Raw genomic sequence first — 23,265 nt, forward strand, 5'->3', positions numbered from 1 at the left:
AAGGGGAGTCAAAATCGATGCCGCTGCTTACACTCGGCGCACTGACGACCCACGCGGGTCTGGGAGCCGCTGCGATTGGAACTTCCGATCGATCACTACCGCTTGCTGGGGGTGAGTCCTGCCTCCGACTGCCAGACGGTGCTGCGCACCTTGCAGCACCGTCTGGATCACCCACCCAAGCAGGGATTCAGCCACGAAGCGCTGCAGAGCAGGGCCGCCTTGCTCCGCTCCAGCGCCGACCTGCTCAGCGACGAAGATCGGCGCAGTGCCTATGAAGCCGATCTGATTGCCTTCGAGGGCAGCGGCGGAGATGGCGCTCCCGGACTTGACGTGCCTAGCAGCAAGGAGTTGGGCGGACTGCTGCTGCTGCTGGAGGCCGGTCAGCCGTTGGACAGCTTCGAAGCAGCACGACGCAGCCTGCAGCCTCCCCAGACGCCGGCCTTGGGCAGCTCCCGCGAAACCGATCTCACCTTGTTGGTCGGTCTGTCCTGCCGCCAGGCCTCGTCCGATCTGCGCGATCAGCGGCACTTCGAGGCGGCGGCTTCTCTCCTGCAGCAAGGGCTGCAGCTCTTACAACGCATGGGCCAGGCACCGGAGCAGCGACGCCAGCTCGACAGCGACCTCCACGCCCTGCTGCCGTTCCGGGTGCTGGATTTGCTCAGCCGCGACCTGGCCGCCAGCCATGAGCGTCAGGAAGGACTGCGCTTGCTTGAGGTGCTGGTCAAGAAACGGGGAGGTCTCGAAGGCGACAGCGACCCTGAATTGCCGCGCCAGGACTTTCAGTCCTTCTTCAAGCAGATCCGCCAGTTCCTCACCGTTCAAGAGCAGGTGGATCTCTTCGGCCGCTGGGCCGGTGAAGGATCGCCCACCGCCGAGTTCCTGACCAGCTACGCCCTCACCGCCTCCGGTTTCTCCCAGCGCAAGCCCGAGCGGATAGCCGCGGGCCTGGAGCGGTTGGCGGCCAGCGGCCAGCCCGGCGTCGGGCCCTTCCTCGCCTGCCAGCACCTGCTGCTCGGCCAGGTTGATACAGCCCACAGCCACTTTGAAGCCAGCGCCGGCGAAGATCTACGCCGTTGGGCCGAAGCCCAGGGTGATGACCCCCTCGCCCAGCTCTGTGCCTATTGCCGCGACTGGCTCTCCAGAGACGTGTTGCCGGGCTACCGCGATATCGAAACCGATGCCGATCTCGAGGCCTATTTCGCCGATCGTGACGTCCAGGCCTACGTCGAGAAAAAGGATCTGGCACCGGCTGCCTGGGTGCCAACGGCTCTTGGTCAAGGCGTGAGCGCTGCGGACTGGCCAGCTCTCGGCGAGTCAGGCAACGGCGAAAGCCTGACGTCAGTTCAACCTGTTGAGCCCTTCGGCAGCGCTGAGCTGCCTGCCCAGCCCTCCCCGCGGCGCCAGGGTCGGGGGCTGCCCTGGCTATGGCCCGCTGGGCTCGGCCTGGCAACGGTTGCCGTCGCGGCTGGGTCCTGGATCGCCTTTCGCCCCCTTAATCCGAGCCCAACTGCTCCTTCGCCGTCGCAGGCCGGCTCCTCAGCGGTCAAACCCGATCCAGCCAAACCCGATCCCGGCAAGCCAGATCCCAGCAAGCCAACGCCGCCCCCGGCGGTGGCTGCGCTCAGCCTGCCGCTCAAGGCCCAGGCCCCCAGCGACGCCGAGATTCAGGGCTTGCTGGAGGCCTGGCTCAAGACAAAGGCGGAGGTGCTCGATGGCAAGACCCCCGGCCGCCCGCCGGGCGAGCTGGCACGGCCGGCCCTGGTCGCCTCCCTCCAGGCTGAAAGGCGCAGCCACGTGGCCCGGGGTGAACGCAAGCAGGTGAAGGCTGAAGTGGAGCAGCTCACTGTGGTCAGCCGCAGCCCACGGCGGATCGAAATCAACGCCCAGCTCGGTTACAGCGATCAGACCACCAACCTCGCTGGCGCCGTGCAGCAGCGCACCCCTGCGATCACGCTGCGCAACACCTACGTGTTCGGCCGCGACGGCGATACCTGGAGGCTGGCCGGCTGGCGGCAGCGCAGCTGATCCGTCCGGTGCCGGTCGGTTTTTAGGATCACAGCGCGATAGCGCGTTCTCCCAGCCCGGGCCTTTCCATGTTCGATGAGCTCTCCCAGCGTTTTGAAGACGCGGTCAAAAGCCTGAGGGGCCAGGACAAGATCACCGAAAGCAACGTGGAGGGGGCGCTCAAGCAGGTGCGGCGCGCCCTGCTCGAAGCCGATGTGAGCCTGGAGGTGATCAAGGTCTTCATCGAAGACGTGCGCCAGCGGGCGGTGGGCGCCGAGGTGGTGCGCGGGGTGAGTCCCGATCAGCAGTTCATCCAGCTGGTGCACCAGGCTCTGGTGGAGGTGATGGGAGGGGCTAACGCGCCTTTGGCCAAGGCCGAAGCGGCCCCCACGGTGATCCTGATGGCCGGCCTGCAGGGGGCGGGCAAGACCACCGCCACCGCCAAGCTCGGTCTGCACCTCAAGGAACAGGGTCGCCGTGCCCTGATGGTGGCCGCCGACGTGTACCGGCCAGCGGCTATCGATCAGCTGCGCACCCTCGGTGAGCAGATCGACGTGGAGGTATTCAGCCTCGGAACGGCGGCGAAACCCGAGGAGATCGCCGCAGCCGGTGTGGCCAAGGGCCGCGCCGAAGGCTTCGACGTGGTGCTGGTGGACACGGCCGGCCGCCTGCAGATCGACACCGGGATGATGGAGGAGATGGTGCGGATCCGCGCTGCCGCCCAGCCCGATGAGGTGCTGCTGGTGGTGGATTCGATGATCGGCCAGGAGGCGGCCGAACTCACCCGCGCCTTCCACGACCAGGTGGGGCTCACCGGCGCGGTGCTCACCAAGCTCGACGGCGACAGCCGTGGCGGTGCCGCCCTCTCGATCCGCCAGGTGAGCGGTGCACCGATCAAATTCATCGGCACCGGCGAGAAGGTGGAGGCGCTGCAGCCCTTCCACCCGGAGCGCATGGCCAGCCGGATTCTCGGCATGGGGGATGTGCTCACCCTGGTGGAGAAGGCGAGTAAGGAGGTGGAACTGGCGGATATGGAGACGATGCAGCAGAAGCTGCAGGAAGCCACCTTCGACTTCTCCGATTTCGTTCAGCAGATGCGGATGATCAAACGAATGGGCTCCCTGGGTGGCCTGATGAAGTTGATCCCCGGCATGAACAAGATCGACGACGGCATGCTCAAGCAGGGCGAAAGCCAGCTCAAACGCATCGAAGCCATGATCGGCTCGATGACCGAGGCCGAGCGCAAGCAACCCCAGCTCCTCGCCGCCCAACCCTCGAGGCGCCGGCGCATTGCCGCCGGCAGTGGCCATACCCCGGCGGATGTGGACAAAGTGCTTGCCGATTTCCAGAAAATGCGCGGGATGATGCAGCAGATGACTCAGGGCGGCCTGCCCGGGATGGGTGGGATGCCGGGGATGGGCGGTGGTTTCCCTGGGCTGCCTGGCCAGCAGGGAATGCCGGGAGCCGGGCCCGGGCGCGGCGGCAGTTCCCGCAAGCCCCACCGCCCGGCCAAACCGGCCAAGAAGCGCAAGGGATTCGGCTCGCTTTAGGGCCGGTCTGAGGGAGTGTGCCTCTGCGCATACAAGCGTTCAACCCCAGCGGTTTGCAGTACAAATAATAGGTATATTTCCATCACTCGCTTGTCCATGGCTCCTCAAGCCCAATCCTTGAAGCTGTTCTACGACCAAGACCAACTTCAGGTTGCCCTGTTCACGTCTGGCGACGGCTGGATTCAGAACTTGCCCGCAATGCAGGTTTTTATGACGTCCCCCGATGGGTTTCCCTACGAAGCCATCATTCCCATCGACCAGTTCAAGGGTTCTGTTGAGTTCCAGCCAGCCTTTCTCGCTACTTTCAGCGGACCGATCGAACTGGTTGCCCAGCCCAAATCAGTCAACCTCAATCACTATGTTTTAAGAATCTCCAAAAAAACCGGATTACCCGCTGAGCAGGTCAGAACGGTCTGTTTAGACCTTCTTCGAGGATTGGTTCGCCTGAGCGAGACAGGAACACGTTTTGTTTCACCGGTTGCCTTTGCGGTTCCTGGTTCGGATCCGGCGGGGCAGAGCCCTACAGGTCAACCCCTGCCGGCATCGAACTATCTGCGGTTTGAAGCGAGAGCCAAGCCCTGACCAGCTCTGTCAAGCCCTGGCTGGCTCCAGCATCAGGAGGTGTCTTGGTAGGATCTCGGTTTGGAAGCCAACTGACTCCGTCTCAATGATCAAGCTCCGCCTGAAGCGGTTCGGCAAAAAGCGGGAAGCAAGTTTCCGCTTGGTCGTCACCAACAGCACCTCCCGCCGGGATGGCCGTCCGCTCGAAGAGCTGGGCTTCTACAACCCCCGCACCAAGGAAACCCGGTTGAACACCGAAGCGATCCGGGTGCGTCTGAGCCAGGGCGCCCAACCCACCGACACCGTGCGCTCCTTGCTGGAGAAAGGTGGCTTGATCGAGCACACGATCCGTCCTGGCGAAACCGTCGGCAAGGCCAAGCAGGCTGCCGCTCGCGAGGCCGTGATCAAAGCGGCGGCCAAGGAAGCTGCGGATGCCAAGGCTGCTGCTCAACAAGCTGCTGCCGCTGAAGCCAAGGCAGCTGAGCCTGAACCCGAACCTGCCGTCGCCGAAGCTTGAGCGCCCGCCCCATGGCCGGGGCAGAAGGCGTCCATTCGTTTGTGATCGATCTCCCCGATCAGGCTGCGGCACTTGCCCTGGCCGGGGAGGCCGAGGTGACCTTGCACCGCCTTGAGGCGCTCAGCAGCGCCACCCTGGTGTTGCGGGGACTGCAACTGGTGATTCAAGGCAAGGCCGAGCAGCTCGAGCGGGCCTCGGCCTTGGTTGAGCTGCTGCGTCCGCTCTGGCTCGAGGGCCAGTCTGTGGGTGCGATGGATTTGCAGACGGCCCAGGCGGCCCTGGATTCAGGCACCGGCACGGAGTACCGCGCCCTCAGCAATCGGGTGCTGGCCCGCAGCCTCAGTGGCAAGTTGTTGCGCCCCCGCACGGTGGGCCAGCGCACCTATGTGGAGGCAATCGAGCAGCACGACCTCACCCTGGCCCTGGGCCCGGCCGGCACCGGTAAGACCCTGCTGGCCACCGTTCAGGCGGTGCGGATGCTGAATGAACGGCAGGTTGAGCGCTTGATCCTCACTCGTCCGGCGGTGGAGGCGGGCGAACGGCTGGGCTTCCTTCCCGGCGACCTGCAACAGAAAGTCGATCCCTACCTTCGGCCGCTGTACGACGCCCTGCACAGCTTGCTGGGGGCCGATCGCACCACGGCCTTGCTGGAGCGTGGCGTGATCGAGGTGGCTCCATTGGCCTACATGCGTGGACGCACCCTGGCCGATGCGTTTGTGATCGTTGATGAGGCCCAGAACACCACGGCTGCCCAGATGCGCATGGTGCTCACCCGCCTGGGGGAGAACTCCCGGATGGTGGTCACGGGTGATCCCAGCCAGGTGGATCTGCCGGCCCACCAGGTGAGTGGCCTCAGCGAAGCGGCTCGGGTGCTCGACGGCGTGGAGGGGGTGGCGATCTGCACCCTGACCAGTGCCGATGTGGTGCGCCATCCGCTGGTGCAACGTGTTGTTCTGGCCTATGCCCGGCTGGATGCCGAACGCCGGGGCGAGGGCCCCAGATAGGGAGATCCACACTCCCTGGGCCCGCCAGCACTGGCAGGATGGAGGGGTTCGAATCAAGAGCCATGCCGGCCAGCAGTAATTTCCAGGAAGCGATCCGCGAGGCCCAGCAGGGTGCCCTTGTTGGGCCCAACGTGGTCAACAAGGCCCTGCCCTACGTGGGCGGCGGCATGGTGCTCACCGCCGCTGGTGTGATTGGTGGTCTGTCGCTGATCAGCAACCCGATCTTCATGCCCCTGTTCTGGGTGGCCCTGATCGGCAACTTCGTTCTCTTCTTCGTGGCGCAGAACGCGGCGATGAAAGGCAACAACGGCACGGCTCTGCCGATCCTGGCGGCCTACAGCCTGATCACCGGCTTCACGCTCAGCGGCATCGTGGCGATGGCGATCGGCACGGCCGGCATCGGTGCGATCGGCACGGCAGCCCTGGCCACCGGCATCACCTTTGTGATTGCCTCGATCGTGGGCCGCAACATGAGCGACAGCCTCGGCCAGGCCCTCAGTGGCGTGGTGGGGCTGGGCATTGTTGGCCTGCTGATCGCCATGGTGGTTCAGATCGTGGGTGGAATCTTCATTCCGGGTTTTGGCGGCAACAGTTTTGAGCTGCTGATTGCCGGCTTCGGCACTGTCCTGTTTGTGGGGGCCGCGTTCGTGGACTTCTACACGATGCCGCGCACCTACAACGACGACCAATACCTGGCCGGTGCGCTTGGTATGTATCTCACCTATATCAACCTGTTCATCTTCATCTTGCGTCTGATCATTGCGCTGAACGGTGGCGGTCGCCGCAACTGAAATCGGCATTTTAATTCACGTGTAGCCAGGGCTTCGGTTCTGGCTTTTTGATGTTTTGAATGAATCGGCTTCCCTCCCACTCCCCTTACCCTTTCTCCAGCCAGAGCTGCAGGCCATGAGCAAAACCGCCCTGATCACCGGCATCACAGGCCAGGACGGCAGTTACCTCGCCGAGTTGCTACTTGACAAGGGCTATCAGGTGCATGGCATCAAGCGGCGGGCCAGCAGCTTCAACACCAGCCGCATCGATCACCTCTACCAGGATCCGCATGAGGGTGATCCCCGCCTGGTGCTCCATTACGGCGATCTCACCGATTCCACCAATCTGATCCGGATCGTGCAGCAGGTGCAGCCCGATGAGATCTACAACCTCGGCGCCCAGAGTCATGTGGCGGTGAGCTTCGAGAGCCCGGAATACACCGCCAACGGCGATGCCCTCGGCACCCTGCGCATTCTTGAGGCGGTGCGCATTCTTGGCCTCACGTCGAAAACACGGATTTATCAGGCCAGCACCAGCGAGCTCTATGGCCTGGTGCAGGAGACCCCCCAGAAGGAGACCACCCCCTTCTATCCCCGTAGCCCCTACGGCGTGGCCAAGCTCTATGCCTACTGGATCACGGTGAATTACCGCGAGGCCTACGGCATGTATGCCTGCAACGGCATCCTGTTCAACCACGAAAGCCCGCGGCGTGGCGAAACCTTCGTGACCCGCAAGATCAGCCGTGGCCTGGCGCGGATCGCTGCCGGCCTCGATCAATGCCTGTTCATGGGCAACCTCGACTCCCTGCGCGACTGGGGCCACGCCCGCGATTACGTGGAGATGCAGTGGCGGATGCTGCAGCAGGACACCCCGGAGGATTACGTGATCGCCACCGGCCGCCAGGAGAGCGTGCGCCGTTTCATTGAGCTCTGTGCCCTGGAGCTGGGCTGGGGTGGCATCGACTGGCGGGGTGAGGGCCTGGGCGAAACCGGGCACCGCGCCGATAGCGGTGCCCAGGTGGTGCGCATCGACCCGCGCTATTTCCGTCCAGCGGAGGTGGAAACTCTGCTGGGCGATCCCACTAAGGCCCGCGAAAAGCTGGGTTGGACGCCCACCACCACCCTGGAGGAGCTGGTGGCGGAGATGGTTGAAGCCGATCGGCAGGATGCCGCCAAGGAAGCCACGCTCCGCCGTGAAGGTTTCACGGTGGTGGGTTCGATGGAGAATCCACCGGCTTTGTTGCGGTCTTGAGAGGCGTCGGGAGCCAACCATGAGCCTGACCCCTACGACCTTGATCCAACAGGACGACCGCATCTTTGTGGCCGGTCATCGGGGCATGGCGGGGAGTGCCATCTGCCGGGCCCTTGCTGCCAGGGAGTACGGCCATGTCTTGACGGCCGGGCGCGACGAGCTTGACCTGCTCGATCCGGTGGCGGTGCAGGCCTGGTTTGCCGCGAATCGCCCCGATGTGGTGGTGCTGGCGGCGGCGAAGGTGGGCGGGATTCTGGCCAACAGCACCTACCCCGCCGACTTCCTGCTCGAGAATCTGAAGATCCAGAACCATGTGATCGAGAACGCCTGGCGCCATGGGGCGCGCCGGCTGTTGTTTCTCGGCAGCAGCTGCATCTACCCGAAATTCGCCCCCCAGCCGATCACCGAGGAATCGCTGCTCACCGGGCCATTGGAGCCCACCAACGCCTGGTATGCGATCGCCAAGATCGCCGGCATCGAACTCTGCCGGGCCCTGCGCCAGCAGCACGGCTTTGATGCGATCAGCCTGATGCCCACCAATCTCTATGGCCCTGGCGATAACTACCACCCCACCAACAGCCATGTGCTGCCGGCCCTGATTCGCCGCTTCCACGAGGCCAGGCAAGCCGCTGCGGCGCGTGTCACCTGCTGGGGCAGCGGCAACCCGCTGCGGGAGTTTCTGCACGTGGATGATCTGGCCGATGCGGCGCTGTTCTGCCTGGAGCGCTGGCAGCCGGCGATCACCGCGGCCGATCCCGATCCGCTGCAGTTCCTCAACGTGGGCACCGGCCTGGATCTGCCGATCCGGGAGCTTGCCGGCCTGGTGGCCGAAGCCGTGGGCTACGAGGGCGAGATCCTCTGGGACACGAGCAAGCCCGATGGCACCCCGAAAAAACAACTCGACGTCAGCAAGCTGGCGGCCCTCGGCTGGAAGGCCCGCATTCCCCTGGCCGAAGGCCTGCGCCAGACCGCCCAGGCCTATGCCCTCAGGGTTGCCACCGACGGGCCATCCGTTCGCCGCTGAACTTGGCTTCCTGGCCATCGATCGAGGGCCTCATCTCAGCGATCAGGTGGCAACGGAATGGACGGCGACCGCGATGGATTGTTTCTGTTCTTCGTCGTAGCCCCATCGCTTCAAGAACCCCACGTCTTCCCCCTGGCCGCCGGTGGCTGCCAGCAACGTTTCCAGCCTCTGCTTGACAGCCCCCGGTTCCAGCCCACGCAACAGATCCCGACAACGGCGTTGGACGCGCAGCGATTTGTCCTGTTGCTCACTGTCGCCGCTGCGGCCGTGGTGCTGCGCCATGGCCGTGCTCATGGCCAGGTTGCGTGCTGTGAGATCCACCACCGCTTCGCCAGCGATGCGCAGTTGCAGCACCAGGGCCTCCGGCAGCCGGTCCATCAGGGCGCTGTCTCCGGCCAGCGAGACCACGAAGAAGCCGCGGGCGCCGTCTCGGCTGGCCACCAACTCCCCGACCCGATCGGCGATCACCTCATCGCTCAGTTCACCGTTCTCCCAGAGCCCCAGCCAATGGTTGGCGATCTCCATTGCTTCGGCAAAGTCAGGTACCTTGGCGGTGGAGGCACTCTGGGGCGATGACATCGACATGGTGACGGGTCAGGCTGTCACTGTTGAGCGTATGCAAAACCCAATGCCGCCGGGGCCCGGCATGATCGATAGCGCTCCCGATGGCTTCCGCTCTGGCTTCGTCGCCCTGATCGGTCGGCCGAATGTGGGCAAGTCGACCCTGCTCAACCAGTTGGTGGGCGAGAAGGTGGCGATCACCTCCCCGGTGCCCCAGACCACCCGCAACCGGCTGCGGGCGATTCTCACCACCCCCGCCGCCCAGCTGGTGCTGCTGGACACCCCTGGCATCCACAAACCTCACCACTTATTGGGCGAGCGGCTGGTCAAAAGTGCCCGCGGTGCCATCGGTGAAGTCGACTTGGTGCTGTTGCTTGTGGATGGCAGTGAGCCGGCCGGGCGCGGCGACGCCTTCATCGTCCAACTCCTCCAGCATGGCCGGGCTCCGGTGTTGGTGGCGCGCAACAAGCAGGATCTCGTTGATCCCGCCGCCGCCGTTTCCCTGCAGAACAGCTATGCCGATCTGCTCGAGGAGCATGGACTCAACGCGGCCCAGATCGATTGCAGTGCAAGCACCGGGGCGGGCTGCCTGGAGCTGGTTGACGCCCTGGCCGCCCAGCTGCCCCTCGGCCCCTACCTCTATCCCAGCGACACAGTCAGCGATCAGCCCGAGCAGCTGCTGCTCGCCGAGCTGATTCGCGAGCAGGTGCTCACCCACACGCGCGAGGAGGTGCCCCATTCGGTGGCTGTGCAGGTGGAGCGGATCGTTGAAGATGGCAAGCGCACCGCCGTGCTGGCCACGGTGCTGGTGGAGCGATCCAGCCAGAAAGGCATCCTGATCGGCAAGGGCGGGTCGATGCTCAAGGAGATCGGCACGGGCGCCCGCCATCAGATGGAGAAGGTCTTCGACGGGCCGGTTTATCTGGAGTTGTTCGTCAAGGTGGTGCCCAACTGGCGGCGCAGTGCCTCGCGGCTGGCCGAGCTGGGTTACAGCGGCGATTGAGCCTGGCTCCTGCAGGATGGGGGCTTCTCAGCCTGGCTCTGCCGTGACCGGCTCCTCACCCAGTTTTCCACCCACCACGTTGCCGGCCTTCCTGGAACTCTGTGCGGGCCAGTGGATGGGTCTGCGCAGTCAGTTCTCGACCTCCCCCACCCCGGAGACTGCCCCGCCTGACTCCAGCACGTCTGGCCCTGGCGACGATGACGCCTGGCACAGCAGTGAAAGGGGCGACGTGGTGGTGAGCTTCGAACCGTCCCGCTCTCCCGCCACACTCGGCAGCCTGCTGGTGACCGCTCCCACCGGAACAAGCCAGCGGCTCGTGTTCCAGGTCGATGGCCGCCTAAGCGAAGAAGACGGCAGCGCCGGAACACAGCCGCAAACGCCACTGCTGGGCCATTTGATCGGCCATTGGCAGCTCTGGACCGATGGCAGCCTGGAGCTCAGCGGCGAACGGGGCGGCAGACAGTGGAAGGAGCGGATCTGGTTCACCAAGCCGAACCTTCGGTTGCGCAGCAGAGTCGAGCACAACGCGGATGACAGTGCCGCTTCTGCCTACTTCTGTTCGGAGATTCGCCGGGTGTCGGCGGCGTGAGTGGCTTGCGCCTCGATGTGATCAGCCTGGCGCCGGAGGCCTTCGCGCCGCTCCAGGGCCTTGGCGTGATTGGCCGGGCCTTTGGCGCTGGTCTGGCGGAACTTCACACCCACAATCCCCGGGACTTCGCCACCGATCGCTACCGCAAGGTGGATGACGAGCCCTACGGCGGTGGTGCCGGCATGGTGCTCAAGCCCGAACCGGTGTTCGCCGCCTTCGAGTCGATTCCGCTGCTGCCGCGCCGGCGGGTGCTGCTGATGAGCCCGCAGGGCCAGCCGTTGCAGCAGCAGGATCTGCGCCGTTGGGCCGGCGATTACGGCCAGCTGGTGTTGCTCTGCGGCCACTACGAGGGCTTCGACGAGCGCATTCGCGGCCTGGCTGATGAGGAGGTTTCGATCGGTGATTTCGTGCTCACCGGCGGTGAGCTGCCGGCGATGACTGTGATCAATGGCGTTGTGCGACTGCTTCCTGGCACCCTCGGTGCCGCTGCTTCCCTGGACGAGGAAAGCCACACCTCCCTGTTGCTGGAGCACCCGCACTACACCCGCCCAGCCAGCTTTCGCGGCCTGGACGTGCCCCAGGTGCTGCGCAGCGGCGACCACGGCGCCGTTGCCCGTTGGCGCGCCGAGCAGCAGCAGCAACGCACCCGTCAGCGCAGGCCCGATCTCTATGCCCGCTGGCAGGCCCAGAGCACGCCCTGACCTGGGCAGCTGACCTGCGCAGCAGCCGGATCGCGGGGCTGGGAGACTGGACGGATGCAAACGGGCTGAGGGGGATGCAGCTGCGCATCGGCAACGGATACGACATCCATCGCCTGGTGGCGGGTCGGCCCTTGATCCTGGGCGGTGTGCGCCTGGATCATCCGCTCGGGCTCGATGGCCATAGTGATGCTGATGTGCTCGTGCATGCCCTGATCGACGCCCTGCTCGGTGCCCTCAGCCTCGGCGACATCGGCCTCCATTTCCCCCCCGAGGACCCGCGCTGGAAGGGGGCCGACAGCCTGCTGCTGCTCGAGCAGGTGAGCGGCCTGGTGCGCCAGCGCGGCTGGCAGGTGGTCAATGTGGACACGGTGGTGGTGGCGGAGCGCCCGAAGCTCAAGCCCCACATCGAAGCGATGCGGGCCGCCATCGCCGCGCGTCTGGGTGTAGCCCCTGAGCAGGTGGGGGTGAAGGCCACCACCAACGAGGGGCTGGGGCCGACAGGTCGCCAGGAGGGCATCGCTTGCCATGCCGTCGCCCTTTTGCAGCAACCATGAGCAGGGCCCTGGTGATCGGCCTCGCGGCGCTGTTCCTGGTGGGTCTGCTGGCTCTGGGCTGGGCTTGGCCCTTTCTGGGGACTGCCCGGGCCAGCAGCCTGCCGCTGCAGGTCGGTGCGAGTGAAGTGGTGGAGGTGCTGCGCCTGAAAGTGCCCGCCGATCAACGGGGCTGCTGGCTGCAGGCCGAAGCGCTGAGCTGGGACCCCTGGCTGCGCCAGCAAACTGGTTACCGGGGCCGGCAGCTGTTCTGGGATGCCAAACGCCAGGAAGGCGTGCTGCTGATCGGCTGGGCTCGCCGCGCCGACTGGCAGGCGATCACAGCGGAAAATGTGGCGGTGGTGCAGAGCCGCTTTGAAGCCGACGCCCGCCGTTGTCTGGGTCTCAAAGACGCCCGGCCGCCACAGGCCGAGGCCGCTCAGCCAGAAGGGACGCTTGATTCCAGCAACAATCCCTTCCCCCTGATCAGCAGCGAGGAATGGCTGCCGGAGCTCACCGGCGACCCGTTGGATCCCCAGCGATGACAGGCAACGCTCCGGCCCCGGCGCCGCAGGATGGCTGGATCGACGGACTGGCCGAGCTGGACCTGGAGCGGAGCGCCCGTCTGGGCATGGCCGAAGCAATCTGGGGAGAAGACAAGAGCCCCGCCCAGATCAGCGCCATCCTCGAGCGCCTCGGCGCACTCGGTGCTGTGGCCCTGGTCACCCGGGTGTCGGCGGAGAAAGCCAGCACCGTGCTGGAGCAGTTCCGCCGACACCGGGCCCAAGCCATGCCCATTTACCACCGTGAGGCTCGTTGCCTCAGCTTTGGAACCTTGCCGGAGCTGGAGTCCGCAGCTGGGCCTGCTCGTGTGGCGATCGTCTGCGGCGGCAGCAGCGACCTGGTGGTGGCCCACGAAGCGCGCCTGGCTCTGCGCTGGGCAGGGCTTGGCGCCGATCTGCTGGTGGATGTGGGGGTGGCCGGCCTGCAGCGGCTGCTGGGCAAGCTGGAGCAGTTGCGGCAGGCCCGGGTGTTGATCGCCTGCGCCGGCATGGAAGGGGCCCTGCCCACCGTGCTGGCCGGCTTGCTGCCGCAGCCAGTGATCGGTGTGCCGGTTTCGGTGGGCTACGGGGTGGCCGCCGGCGGCATGGCGGCCCTGAACGGCATGCTGGCGAGCTGCTCTCCGGGTCTGAGTGTCGTGAACATCGACAACGGCTACGGGGCCGCCATGGCGGCCGTCCGCATCCTCAGAGGTGCTGCAGCTGCGGATAGGCGGTAAGAAGTTCTTCGGTACTGAGCACCTCCCCTTCGCCTTCCGGCTGCCAGATCACTTCGAGCGCCAGCAGATCGGTCGCCGAGACCGCACCGATCAGACGCAGACCTTCGCGCAGGCTTTCGGCGCTGTTGACGGTCTTGACGGGCAGGCGGCTGCGGCTGGCGACCAGCAGGGTGATGGCGATGAAGTCGCTGGTGGCATCGGCATTGCCCGCCGTTACAGCGGAATCCTGCAGGCGTTGGCCGGCCACGTTCGAGGTCACTTCGCTGCGCAACTTGCTGCGCTCGGTCATCGAGAGGCGGTTGAAGGTGGACTCCGCGCTCACGAAAGGCACCTGGCCCACTTCGCAGTTGGCATAGACCCAGAGCTCGGGCTGACGCATCAGGGCTAGGCAGGTTTCCTGCAGCACCTTCTGCAGGCCGGCGCTGTTGGAGGTGTTGGCCGTTTCGGCCAGCCGGCGCAGATCCTGCTGCAACTCGCGGGCATTGGCCAGCAAGCCAACCTGCAACTGGGCCACCGCCACCGGGCCATCGGGCTTGGTGACATAGCTGCGCCCATTGGCCGACGGCAGGGCACCACCACCGCCGCCTGCCCCACCGCCGCGCAGGGCGTTGACCAACACCCCGGCGATCGTCATCAGGATCAGGAAGCCGAACAGGCCGCCGCCGCCGAATCCGAACATCGGGATAAGGAACGGGAATCCGATCCCGCCACCGCCGAATCCACCGCCACCCCGAGCGCCACCGCGAAAATTACCGGCGCCGCCGCGGGAAAAGGAAGGAGCGGAACGGAAGCTGCCGCCACCGATGCGGCCACCGCGGGCGGCGTCACTGGGTTGGGGATAGGCAAATAGAAACAGACCAGACGCCAGCAGGGGCAACAGCAGCCAGATGGAGAGTCGACGCAGCATCGAAGAACGAAAGAAAGAACGGGGAGAGGGCACGGGAGAGACCGGACGAATCGCCCATAAAACATGCATTGAATCTAGGAACCCCCTCCAACGATGGTGACCACCTCAAGGCCATCACGAGCCTGTACCGCTTGGTTTGGCCAGTGCTTGCGCGCCAGGATCTCGCCGTTGAACTCCACCACCACCAGGCGTGGTTCGTAACCAAACCAGCGCAGGGCCGCGTCGAGGCAGAGACCGGCAGGGCAGGGTCGCAACTCGCCGTTGAGCTGAACCATCACCGTTGGCTCCGTGCTCATGAGCTTGCGGCCTGCAGGGTCGCCAGCAGCTGGCGGCAGGCCGCGCCAGGATCCTCTGCCGCCATCACCGCCCGCACCACGGCCACCTGCCTGGCGCCTGCAGCCACCACCGCTCCCAGGTTGCTGGCGTCGATGCCGCCGATCGGAAAGAAGGGAATCGGACTGGTCGCCGCCGCCTGGCGCACATAGGCCAACCCCACCGGCTCACGTCCCGGCTTGGTGGGCGTGGCATGCACCGGCCCCACCCCGACGTAATCGCAGCCGTCGGCCACGGCGGCCTGGAGCTGCTCCAGGCGGTTGGTGCTGCGCCCGATCAGGCGGTCGCGGCCGAGCAGGCGCCGGGCGATGGCCGGGGGCAGGTCCCCCTGGCCGAGGTGGACCCCATCGGCCTCCACGGCCAGGGCCAGATCGATCCGGTCGTTGACGATGAACAGGGCCCCATGGCGGGCGCAGAGCTGGCGCAGGGCGCGGGCCTCGATCAGGCGCTGTTGGTCCTCGGCCTGCTTGGCGCGGTACTGCACCAGACCGACCCCCGCCTCCAGGGCTGCGGCCACCGTGGCTTCGAGCTGCCGCAGCGGCGCATCCGCTGGATCGGTGATCAGATACAGCTGCTCGCTTGCGAGTTGGCGGCGGCGCTGTTCGCCGCTGCCAGCGCTGGCCAGCAGATCCGCCTCCAAGTCGTAGAGGGCATAGCGCAGGCTGGCGGCCTCGGCGGCCAGCACGGGGTCGCTGCTGCGGCCGAATTCCTCCAGCACCCGCAGGGCTTCCTGCACCCGGCCGGCATTGGCGGCCACCACCTGCTCTGGGGCCTGGCGCTCCTGCTGGGCGGGGTGTGCCAGGCCGGCGCCGCCATCGCTGGCGCTGTGGCGGGAGCGTTTGTAGCTGGCGCGGTGGCAGCGACCCAGCCGCTGGCGCATGTCCTTGCTGCGCGCCACCAGATCCTGGCGATCCAGGCCGAAACGGCACCAGTCTTCGATCACCCGCAGGCCCTCGCGGGCGCGATCGAGGTTGGCGTCGATCAAGCGCCGCACGCTGGCTGTCGGTTCCGGGGAAGGGGTCGGATCGGGTGGCATCAGGGCTGCATCAGGGCTGGGATTGGGTGGCGCTGAGATGTGAGCGGCTTAACACGAGCCAAGCATCGTGCCGCGCTGTTCCTAAGTTGGATTCACTCGATCAGGTGGCCCTTGGCCAACGATGCCGGCAGCAGCGAAAATCCGATGCTGGTCCTGATTTCAGGAATTCTGCTGCTCGGAGGCATCGGCGCGTTCATCAGCTGGGGCCTCACCCACGCTTACCCAGCCGGCTGAAATTACCCGGCCGGCTCAAGCCTGAGCAGCTGGCGGGCTTGCTGGGCGTCGGCACTGATCTGGGCACTGAGCTCCTCGAGATTGTCGAAACGCTGTTGCTGGCGCAGCAGGGCCACTGGCTCCACCTCCAGCTCCCTGGCTTCGAGATCCAGCTCCCGATCCAGCAGGTGCACCTCCACGGCCGAAGAGGCCAGCGGGTCCACGGTGGGTTGGCGGCCGAGATTCATCACCGCTGCCATCACGTCCGACAAGCCGCTGCGGCCAACCAGGCGCGCCCAGGCGGCGTAGACCCCTTCAGCAGGCAGGAATTTGCGACCGTCCACCTGGAGGTGGCGGTGGGCCAGCCCAGGCCCCGCCCCAGCCCCCGGCCGCGCACCACCGGGCCGCTGAAGCGGTAGGGGCGCTCCAGCAAGCGGGTGGCTTCGCTGATTTGTCCTGCCGCCAGGGCGCGCCGGATGCGGCTGCTGCTGACCCGCTCCTCGCCATCCCAGAGCATGGGCAACACGTGCACCCGCAGCCCATGGCGGTGGCCGATGGCCTGCAGATCGGCGCAGCCGCCGCTGCGCCCCACCCCGAAGCGGAAGTTCTCACCGACGGCCACATCGTGGGCCTCCAACTGCCCCACCAGCACCTGCTCAACGAACGCCTCTGGCGTCAGTGCAGCCAGCTCGTGGGTGAAGGGAACCAGCACCAGTTGCTGGATGCCACAGGGCCCCAGCAGCGCCAGCTTCTCGGTTGGCAAATCAAGCCTTAGCCGGGGCTCGCCGTGGAGCAGCTCGCGGGGGTGGGGCCAGAAACTGACCACCGTGGGCACCAGGCCAGGCGCAGGGTCGGCGGCGATCGCGGCAATCACGCGGCGGTGCCCCTGGTGCAGACCATCAAAACTGCCGAGCGCCAGGGCCGTGGGGCGTAGCGCGTCCCGGGGGGATCGCAGGGGAATCAACGGTGCGTCAGGGCCCTGGTGGAATCCATCTTTCCATGGGGCCGTGGCAAGTTTGGGGTCCGCCCCAGCACGTTTTGCCCCGATGGCTGACCAGCTCGATCTTCAGAGGGTCTCGGCGGCCCTGCGCCGCATCGGCTGGGGGCGGTTCTGGACCCAGCTGGCGCTGGGGGTGGTGGTGGTCGGGGTGTTGCTGTTCAACAACATCAGCGGACGGCTGGCGGCCAACTCCAATCGGGCCCTGGGGCTCGGGCCGGGGCTGTCTCTCACCACCCTGTCGTTTTTGCTGCTGCTCTGGTCGTTGTGGCAGGCCTGGCAGGTGATCCGCTGCGGCCGCGCCCTGGCCAGTCCGGTGCGGCCCAGCCGCGGCGAAACCAGCCGCCTGATCAAACGCAGCTTGCTGATCGACCTGGTCGGGCTCAGCCTGGCGGCTGTCGGCTACCAGGCCCTGGCTGGCAGCCTGTTTGTGCAGGCCTCGATGCAGGTGCCGGGGTTCTTCGGGGCCCAGCTGGCTGTGCCCCCTGGCACCCGCGGCAGCTTGATGGGCTTGCCGATCACCTCGATCGAAATGCTCTCGGTGCTGAGCAACACCCAGGTGCTCTTTGCTCACCTGATCGGTCTCTGCGTCAGCCTCTGGCTGCTGCAGAGGGTGTACCGGCCCTCCTGAGCTGTTGCGCAGACTGTTGCGCAGCCAGTTATTCAGATGCTGGCGCTTTTCGGCTCCCTAATCCCCCGCGCTGGGTGACAGGGACGGCCGAGAGGGCATGGAAGGAAGCGAGGGCAGCTCAGCCACGCTTCCCCGCCAGAACAGTTCGGGCTGCAGGGGGGTGAGGGCGGCACCACCGGCATGGATCTGGGCCACATCGGTGGGCCAGTCAGCCGGGCCAGCTGTGCCCGACTCCAGATCGAACACCACCTCTCCGGCCAGCCAGTAGTAGGTGCGGCCGCGAGGGTCGAGGCGTTTGTCGAATTGGTCGATGTAGCGACGCACCGCCGGCCGGCACCAGCGCAACGGGCCGATCTCGCCGGCCGGGAGGGCCGGCACGTTGAGGTTCAGCAGCAGCCCGGCGGGCCAGCCGGCAGCCACCATGCGCTCGGCCACATCCAGGGTCAGGGTGGCGGCCGGCGCGAAATGGCGCCACTGGAAGCAGGCGCTGCTCACCGCCAGGGCCCGCAACCCCTCAAGGGTGCCTTCCATCGCCGCCGAAACGGTGCCTGAATAGAACACATCGGTGCCCAGGTTGGGGCCATGGTTGATTCCGGACAGCACCAGCTCCGGGGGTCTCTCCAGCAGCCGGCCAAGCGCCAACTTGACGCAATCGGAAGGGGTGCCGCTGCAGGCCCAGGCCGTCACCCCAGGCGCAAACAGGGCATCGGCCCGCTCCGCCCGCAGTGGCGCCTGCATGGTCAGGCCGTGGCCAGTGGCGGAACGTTCCTGGTCAGGGCAGACCACCGTGACCTGGTGGCCCCTCGACGCGGCCTCGGCGGCCAGGGCCTGAATCCCTTCAGCGAAGATCCCATCGTCATTGCTGATCAGGATCCGCAGGAAGGGCATCGTCAGAGCGCACGCAGCAGTAGCCAAGCGAAACTTAGACGGCTTCGATTCATGGCCGCCTCGATCTGTAGCCGCCTCAATCCGTACAGTCAGCCCATCCTGCCCCCGATCCGTGAGCGCCACGATCAGCCTCCAGCAGCTCAGCGAGCAACTCGACAGCCTGGAAGCAGAAGCGGCGGCCGCGATCCAGGCCGCCGGCAGCGCTGCCGATCTCGAGACCCTGCGGGTAGGGCTGCTCGGAAAAAAAGGCCGGCTTTCGGCGGTGCTTGGCGCCATGGGGCGGCTTTCAGCCGAGGAACGTCCCCTGGTGGGTCAACGCGCCAACCGGCTGAAGGAACAACTCCAGGAGCTGCTCGCAGAGCGGTTGGGTGGGCTGAAACGGGCTGTGCTGGAGCAGAAGCTGGAGGGTGAACGCCTTGATGTCACGGCACCGAGCCGGTATGTGCCGGCTGGTCACCGCCATCCACTGATCGCCACGGTCGAGGAAATCGTCGACATCTTTTCCGGCCTTGGCTATCGGGTCGCCGAGGGACCGGAGGTGGAGAGCGACCACTACAACTTCACCGCCCTCAACATCCCGCCCGATCACCCGGCCCGGGACATGCAGGACACGTTTTATCTGTCTGAGTCGACCCTGCTGCGCACGCACACCTCACCGGTTCAGATCCGCCACCTTGAGAGCACGCCCCCGCCGGTGCGGATCGTGGCTCCCGGCAGGGTCTTCCGGCGCGATGCGGTGGATGCCACCCACTCGCCGGTGTTCCACCAGGTGGAGGTGTTGGCGATTGATGAAGGTCTGGATTTCAGCCATCTGCGCGGCACCGTCACCACTTTTTTGCAGCAGTTCTTCGGGGATCTGCCGGTGCGCTTCAGGGCCAGCTACTTCCCCTTCACTGAACCGTCGGCTGAGGTGGATGTGCAGTGGCGCGGCCGTTGGCTCGAAGTGATGGGTTGCGGCATGGTCGATCCAGCCGTGCTCGAAGGGATGGGCTTGGATCCGGAACGCTGGAGCGGTTTCGCCGCCGGCCTTGGTGTCGAGCGCTTCTGCATGGTCCGCCACGGCATCGATGACATCCGGCGTCTGTACAGCAGCGATCTCCGCTTCCTCGAGCAGTTCTGAAGCCGTTGCATCGGGGCGCCCCATAAACTCGACACTTCCTCGCCTGCGATCGGTGCCCTGCGTCGGACTGATCGTCAACGATGGCAAGGACCTGGCCGTGCAGACGGCCAACGCCATCGAAGCCCATTTCAGTGCGGCCGGCACCAGCGTGCTGCGGGTGAGCAGTTCAGGCGGCGTGGTTGGTTTCGCCAATCCCGACCAACATCTCCGGACCCTTGGCTACAGAGCCTGCGTGCCGCCGGAGTTCCACAGCGAGATGGATCTGGCGCTGGTGCTCGGTGGAGACGGCACCGTCCTCTCCGCGGCGCGGCAGACCGCACCGATCGGTGTGCCGATCCTGGCGATCAACACCGGCCACATGGGCTTTCTGGCCGAAACCTACCTGCATGAGCTCGAAGAGGCCCTGACCCAGTTGCAGGCGGGCCGCTGGAGTGTCGAGGAGCGCACCATGCTGGTGGTGAGCGTGAAGCGCGGTGAGCAGCGCCGTTGGCAGGTGCTCTGCCTCAACGAGATGGCCCTGCACCGGGAGCCGCTCACCAGCATGTGTCACTTCGAAATTGCCATCGGTGGCCATGTGCCGGTGGACATCTCCGCCGATGGGGTGATCCTCTCGACGCCGACAGGCTCGACCGCCTACGCGCTCAGTGCCGGTGGGCCGGTGATCACTCCCGACTGCCCGGTCCTGCAGCTCACCCCGATAGCCCCCCACTCCCTGGCCTCGCGTGCCCTGGTGTTCAGTGATCGCGAGCCCGTCACGGTGTTCCCGGCCACACCCGAGCGGCTGATGATGGTGGTGGATGGCAGCGCGGGCTGCTACGTCTGGCCGGAGGATCGGGTGCTGATCCGGCGCAGCGAACACCCGGCCCGCTTCGTGCGCCTTCAAGACCATGAGTTCTTCCAGGTGCTGCGCAACAAGCTGGGCTGGGGTCTGCCCCATGTGGCCAAACCGGGCAGCTCCGATCCCGGTCTCAGCCAGCGGGGAGAGCCACGCCTTGGCCGACGATGAGCGGCCCCCGATGAGTGGCCCCCTGATCCTCCTGGTGGGGCCTGCCGCCGAAGCCCGGGCGGCGAGGCTGGAAGCCTCCAGCTACCGCATCGCCCAACTGGGTGCCCTGCCTGAACCGCCTGTCCTGGCCTTGCTCAGTGGCAGCGAAGGGCTCGCGATGCTCCCCGCCCTGCGCCTGGCGTTGCCGGGGATACCCCTCTTGCTTGATATCGAAACCGACAGCATCGCGGGCCGCTCCAGCTGCCTCAGCGCCGGCGCCGACGACTTCTGGCTCTCCTCGGCTGGATCCAGCGACCTGCTGCTGCGGCTGAGCTCGCACCTGCGCCTGCGCAGTCATCGCCCCCTGCCGGCCAGCAGCCAACTCCAGGTGGCCGATCTCCGGGTTGATACCGGTCGGCGCGAGGTGAGCCGTGCTGGCCGGCTGATCGCGCTCACTGCCAGGGAGTACCAATTGCTGATGGTGCTGATGCGCCATGAGGGCGAAGTGCTCGGCCGGGACCTGCTGCTGCGCGAAGCCTGGGGGGACCCCCAGCAGACCGCCGGCAGCAACGTGGTCGAGGTCTATGTGCGCTACCTGCGCCAAAAGCTCGAGGAGGGCGGCGAACGGCGGCTGATCCACACCTTGCGCGGGCGGGGCTATTGCCTCTGTGAGCGCCAGCCTCCAGCGGCGCCATGACCATGACCTTGGCGGCCCGTCTCGCCCTGGCAGTCACGGGATTGGCGGCGTCTGGACTGGGCTTGTCGGTTCTGGGGATGTCAGCGCTGTCAGTGTCGAGGTTGGCTCCGATCCCGCAGCAAGCGACGACCCCGGCGCAACCCCCCCAGTTCCTGCCGATCGAAGCCCAGTGGTGCTTGGAAGCGGAGCCAGGCCCCTGTATCCAGCTGGAGGTGCCGCGAACCCCCCGCCAGTTCGCCTGGGGACTGATGCAACGCCCGGCCCTTGGCGCGCTGCGGGGCATGTGGTTTCGCTTCGAGCCCGAGGCGCCGCTGAGCTTCTGGATGCACCGCACCCTGGTTCCGCTCGACCTGATCTTCCTGCGGGCCGGCCGGGTCATCGCCATCGAGGCGGCGGCACCTCCCTGCCCGCGCTTGCCCTGCCCCAGCTATCGCTCTCCGGGGCCCGCCGACGGCGTTGTCGAACTTGATGGGGGTGAGGCGGCCCGGCTGGGACTCAGGCCGGGAAGCCCGGTGCTGATCCGCTGGAACGGCGCCCCTTCAGCACCAGCACCGGATTGAGCGGCGACAGGCGGGTGCCATCGGCCAGGGATGCCCCGCGCCAGGCCTGGTGCTGGCTCACCTGCACCTGCAGACCGGCCCGCTCCAGCAGGGGGCGCAGTTCGGCCAGGGCCTCCACCGTCGCCAGTGGCACCACCACCACCCCAGCGGGCCGGAGGCGCTCCAACACGGCCTGCAGCAACGGGGCCCGCTGCCGACCGCCTCCACCGATCAACACCCGGTCGGGGTCGGGCAGGGGAGGGGGGGTGTCATCAGCCCCGGCTCCCACCAGCTCCAGGGCCTCGCCCTCGAGCACCCCTGCCGGATGCACGCCCAGTCGCTGGGCATTGGCGGTGATCAGGGCGGCGGACCCGCCGCGCCGCTCCACCGCCCAGAGCCCCAGGTTCGGGCGCAGCCGCAGGGCCTCCAGACCGATCGAGCCCACCCCGGCGCCCAGGTCCCAGAGCACGCCGTCAGGGGGCAACTCCAGATCGGCCAACAGCTGAACTCGCACCTCCCGTTTGGTCATCAGGCCAGGGCGATCGGGGTGCTGCAGCCAGAGGCCGTCGTCGAGGCCGAACAGCGGCAGCTCGCCCGGATCGGGCGGGGCGGGGGTCTCGGCGATCAAGACCACCAGATGCAGCGGGTCGAGATCGGCGGGAAGGGCCGCCTCCGCCCCCAGGCGCCAGACCCTCTCGTCGGGATGGCCGAGCCGTTCGCAAAGCCAGACGGCATAGGCCGCTTCCAAGCCGGAAGCCCGCAGAATTCGGCGCACCTCCTCGGCACCGCCCCGGCCCGGATCGGTGAGCACCGCCAGGGCGGCTGGCCGCTGCTGCAGCCTGCGGGCCAGGGGTTCGGGCTCGCGGCCGTGCAGGCTGATCCAGCTCGCGTCCTGCCAGGGCCTGCCGATTCGCGCGAACGCCAGCTGCAGGCTGGAAGGTGCAGGATGAAAACGAAGCTGCTCTGATGGGATCTGCTGCAACAGCAGCCGACCGATGCCGAACCAGAGCGGATCGCCGCTGGCCAGCAGCACAGTGGCCCGACCAGCAGCCAGGGAGGCTCGCAGCACCGGGATCAGCTGATCGGGCCTGTCGCTGCTGTGCAGCTCCGCCTGGCAACTCCCCAGACCGCTCAGTAGGCGGGAGGGTGCCGCCAACAGCTGGGCCCTGTGCACCAGCCCCAGGGCCTGGGCAGAGAGGGACTCAAGGCCGCCGGCATCGGTGCCGATCACATCAAGCCTGGCGTCGTTGTTCATGGATTCCAGGTCCCCTCGCCATGATGCCCGGCAGATTGCTGCCGCCTGCCGATGTCCTCCCTGGCCGATCCCGACCGCCGCCAGCGCATCCATGAACTGGTGCTGGCCCTGGTGGGCCGTCAGGGGGAGCTGGAGCTCCTGGCCGGCGACGGGGTGGGTGGCGGTGGCGTCGAGGGTGACCCGGGCCTCTGGCTGGAGCGCAACCGCCGCGTGGTGCTGCGCTATCAGGCCCTGGTGCGTTCGGCCATCACCCTTGATGCCCTGATCGATCAGGACGTGAGCCGCAACCAGTAAGACGCAACCAATGAGCCGCTTGGGG

The 23,265-nt window shown here is 66.6% G+C and carries 27 protein-coding genes and 1 pseudogene; 21 read left to right on the forward strand and 7 right to left on the reverse strand.

The features are described from left to right. The first annotated feature begins 75 nt into the window (after positions 1 to 75). From ACXMDM_RS08805 to ACXMDM_RS08840, 8 genes are all read left to right on the forward strand, one after another. On the forward strand, positions 76 to 2,025 hold the full coding sequence (locus ACXMDM_RS08805) for an IMS domain-containing protein (protein ID WP_259722961.1): 1,950 nt from the start codon (positions 76 to 78) through the stop codon (positions 2,023 to 2,025). A 68-nt stretch (positions 2,026 to 2,093) separates the two neighbouring features. Continuing rightward, on the forward strand, positions 2,094 to 3,554 hold the full coding sequence (gene ffh, locus ACXMDM_RS08810; protein WP_259722962.1) for a signal recognition particle protein: 1,461 nt from the start codon (positions 2,094 to 2,096) through the stop codon (positions 3,552 to 3,554). A gap of 96 nt (positions 3,555 to 3,650) precedes the next feature. Beyond that, positions 3,651 to 4,136: a hypothetical protein gene (locus ACXMDM_RS08815; RefSeq protein WP_499569441.1), complete on the forward strand. Its 486-nt coding sequence runs from the start codon at positions 3,651 to 3,653 to the stop codon at positions 4,134 to 4,136. Positions 4,137 to 4,221: 85 nt separating this feature from the next. Continuing rightward, positions 4,222 to 4,632 (forward strand): 30S ribosomal protein S16, encoded by a 411-nt coding sequence (gene rpsP / locus ACXMDM_RS08820; protein WP_259722964.1) that lies wholly within the window; start codon positions 4,222 to 4,224, stop codon positions 4,630 to 4,632. A gap of 11 nt (positions 4,633 to 4,643) precedes the next feature. Next, positions 4,644 to 5,636: a PhoH family protein gene (locus tag ACXMDM_RS08825; protein ID WP_259722972.1), complete on the forward strand. Its 993-nt coding sequence runs from the start codon at positions 4,644 to 4,646 to the stop codon at positions 5,634 to 5,636. A gap of 62 nt (positions 5,637 to 5,698) precedes the next feature. Continuing rightward, complete coding sequence (locus tag ACXMDM_RS08830) at positions 5,699 to 6,427, forward strand: Bax inhibitor-1/YccA family protein (protein WP_259722965.1); 729 nt, start codon at positions 5,699 to 5,701, stop codon at positions 6,425 to 6,427. Between the two features lie 115 nt (positions 6,428 to 6,542). Next, positions 6,543 to 7,658, forward strand: coding sequence for a GDP-mannose 4,6-dehydratase (gmd, locus tag ACXMDM_RS08835; protein ID WP_259722966.1), 1,116 nt, complete (start codon positions 6,543 to 6,545; stop codon positions 7,656 to 7,658). Positions 7,659 to 7,677: 19 nt separating this feature from the next. Next, a complete protein-coding gene (locus ACXMDM_RS08840; protein WP_071801434.1) occupies positions 7,678 to 8,682 on the forward strand; it encodes a GDP-L-fucose synthase family protein in 1,005 nt (334 codons plus the stop codon). Between the two features lie 42 nt (positions 8,683 to 8,724). Here ACXMDM_RS08840 and ACXMDM_RS08845 read toward each other — a convergent pair whose 3' ends face one another. Then, positions 8,725 to 9,267, reverse strand: coding sequence for a sll1618 family protein (locus tag ACXMDM_RS08845; protein ID WP_233830718.1), 543 nt, complete (start codon positions 9,265 to 9,267; stop codon positions 8,725 to 8,727). Between the two features lie 31 nt (positions 9,268 to 9,298). Between ACXMDM_RS08845 and era the strand changes: the two genes are divergently transcribed. The 6 genes from era (at position 9,299) to larB (ending at position 13,345) form a co-directional block, all read left to right on the forward strand. Then, positions 9,299 to 10,246 carry a GTPase Era gene (gene era, locus ACXMDM_RS08850; RefSeq protein WP_499569444.1) on the forward strand — a complete coding sequence of 316 codons (948 nt, stop codon included), beginning with the start codon at positions 9,299 to 9,301 and terminating at the stop codon, positions 10,244 to 10,246. A gap of 43 nt (positions 10,247 to 10,289) precedes the next feature. Further along, complete coding sequence (locus tag ACXMDM_RS08855; protein ID WP_233830723.1) at positions 10,290 to 10,835, forward strand: phycobiliprotein lyase; 546 nt, start codon at positions 10,290 to 10,292, stop codon at positions 10,833 to 10,835. 5 nt (positions 10,836 to 10,840) lie between these two features. Next, positions 10,841 to 11,536 (forward strand): tRNA (guanosine(37)-N1)-methyltransferase TrmD, encoded by a 696-nt coding sequence (trmD, locus tag ACXMDM_RS08860; RefSeq protein ID WP_071802257.1) that lies wholly within the window; start codon positions 10,841 to 10,843, stop codon positions 11,534 to 11,536. A 74-nt stretch (positions 11,537 to 11,610) separates the two neighbouring features. Beyond that, positions 11,611 to 12,090: a 2-C-methyl-D-erythritol 2,4-cyclodiphosphate synthase gene (ispF, locus tag ACXMDM_RS08865; protein ID WP_145537070.1), complete on the forward strand. Its 480-nt coding sequence runs from the start codon at positions 11,611 to 11,613 to the stop codon at positions 12,088 to 12,090. Further along, entirely contained in the window at positions 12,087 to 12,611 is a 525-nt protein-coding gene (locus ACXMDM_RS08870; RefSeq protein WP_259722967.1) for a TIGR03792 family protein, read from the forward strand. Before ispF ends, ACXMDM_RS08870 begins: the two co-directional genes overlap by 4 nt. Further along, positions 12,608 to 13,345 (forward strand): nickel pincer cofactor biosynthesis protein LarB, encoded by a 738-nt coding sequence (larB, locus tag ACXMDM_RS08875; RefSeq protein ID WP_071801439.1) that lies wholly within the window; start codon positions 12,608 to 12,610, stop codon positions 13,343 to 13,345. Before ACXMDM_RS08870 ends, larB begins: the two co-directional genes overlap by 4 nt. On the opposite strand, the gene ACXMDM_RS08880 is transcribed toward larB, so the two are convergent. The 3 genes from ACXMDM_RS08880 to ACXMDM_RS08890 all read right to left on the reverse strand — a co-directional run bounded on the left by ACXMDM_RS08880 (position 13,314) and on the right by ACXMDM_RS08890 (position 15,621). After that, positions 13,314 to 14,252: a DUF1517 domain-containing protein gene (locus ACXMDM_RS08880; protein ID WP_071801440.1), complete on the reverse strand. Its 939-nt coding sequence runs from the start codon at positions 14,250 to 14,252 to the stop codon at positions 13,314 to 13,316. The two genes, larB and ACXMDM_RS08880, sit on opposite strands and share 32 nt — an antisense overlap. A 74-nt stretch (positions 14,253 to 14,326) precedes the next feature. Then, positions 14,327 to 14,548: a sulfur carrier protein ThiS gene (gene thiS, locus ACXMDM_RS08885; RefSeq protein WP_071801441.1), complete on the reverse strand. Its 222-nt coding sequence runs from the start codon at positions 14,546 to 14,548 to the stop codon at positions 14,327 to 14,329. Continuing rightward, a complete protein-coding gene (locus ACXMDM_RS08890) occupies positions 14,545 to 15,621 on the reverse strand; it encodes a thiamine phosphate synthase (RefSeq protein WP_071801442.1) in 1,077 nt (358 codons plus the stop codon). The genes thiS and ACXMDM_RS08890 overlap by 4 nt, the downstream gene beginning before the upstream one ends. Positions 15,622 to 15,732: 111 nt before the next feature. Between ACXMDM_RS08890 and ACXMDM_RS08895 the strand changes: the two genes are divergently transcribed. After that, entirely contained in the window at positions 15,733 to 15,855 is a 123-nt protein-coding gene (locus ACXMDM_RS08895; RefSeq protein WP_255448140.1) for a hypothetical protein, read from the forward strand. Positions 15,856 to 15,875: 20 nt separating this feature from the next. Here ACXMDM_RS08895 and ACXMDM_RS08900 read toward each other — a convergent pair. Then, positions 15,876 to 16,798: pseudogene (locus ACXMDM_RS08900) on the reverse strand (bifunctional riboflavin kinase/FAD synthetase); the annotation flags it as partial. An 82-nt stretch (positions 16,799 to 16,880) separates the two neighbouring features. Between ACXMDM_RS08900 and ACXMDM_RS08905 the strand changes: the two are divergent. After that, positions 16,881 to 17,462, forward strand: a complete 582-nt coding sequence (locus ACXMDM_RS08905) for a DUF3611 family protein (protein WP_071801444.1) — start codon at positions 16,881 to 16,883, stop codon at positions 17,460 to 17,462. Positions 17,463 to 17,519: 57 nt separating this feature from the next. Here the strand turns inward: ACXMDM_RS08905 and surE are convergent, their stop codons facing one another. After that, positions 17,520 to 18,350, reverse strand: a complete 831-nt coding sequence (surE, locus tag ACXMDM_RS08910) for a 5'/3'-nucleotidase SurE (protein WP_259722973.1) — start codon at positions 18,348 to 18,350, stop codon at positions 17,520 to 17,522. Between the two features lie 112 nt (positions 18,351 to 18,462). Here surE and pheS point away from each other — a divergent pair, with 112 nt between their 5' ends. From pheS to ACXMDM_RS08930, 4 genes are read left to right on the forward strand one after another with little or no spacing between them, the layout of a single operon-like run. Continuing rightward, a complete protein-coding gene (gene pheS, locus ACXMDM_RS08915; RefSeq protein WP_071801446.1) occupies positions 18,463 to 19,470 on the forward strand; it encodes a phenylalanine--tRNA ligase subunit alpha in 1,008 nt (335 codons plus the stop codon). A gap of 52 nt (positions 19,471 to 19,522) precedes the next feature. Then, positions 19,523 to 20,476: an NAD(+) kinase gene (locus ACXMDM_RS08920; protein WP_259722969.1), complete on the forward strand. Its 954-nt coding sequence runs from the start codon at positions 19,523 to 19,525 to the stop codon at positions 20,474 to 20,476. A 10-nt stretch (positions 20,477 to 20,486) separates the two neighbouring features. Continuing rightward, on the forward strand, positions 20,487 to 21,152 hold the full coding sequence (locus ACXMDM_RS08925; protein ID WP_259722970.1) for a winged helix-turn-helix domain-containing protein: 666 nt from the start codon (positions 20,487 to 20,489) through the stop codon (positions 21,150 to 21,152). After that, entirely contained in the window at positions 21,149 to 21,712 is a 564-nt protein-coding gene (locus tag ACXMDM_RS08930) for a DUF192 domain-containing protein (protein WP_311134009.1), read from the forward strand. The genes ACXMDM_RS08925 and ACXMDM_RS08930 overlap by 4 nt, the downstream gene beginning before the upstream one ends. Here the strand turns inward: ACXMDM_RS08930 and cbiE are convergent. After that, entirely contained in the window at positions 21,648 to 22,946 is a 1,299-nt protein-coding gene (gene cbiE / locus ACXMDM_RS08935; RefSeq protein ID WP_186437651.1) for a precorrin-6y C5,15-methyltransferase (decarboxylating) subunit CbiE, read from the reverse strand. The two genes, ACXMDM_RS08930 and cbiE, sit on opposite strands and share 65 nt — an antisense overlap. Before the next feature lie 51 nt (positions 22,947 to 22,997). Between cbiE and ACXMDM_RS08940 the strand changes: the two genes are divergently transcribed. Then, complete coding sequence (locus ACXMDM_RS08940; protein ID WP_071802259.1) at positions 22,998 to 23,240, forward strand: DUF8678 family protein; 243 nt, start codon at positions 22,998 to 23,000, stop codon at positions 23,238 to 23,240. Positions 23,241 to 23,265: the final 25 nt, after the last annotated feature.

The organism is Synechococcus sp. CS-603 (genome assembly GCF_977929215.1).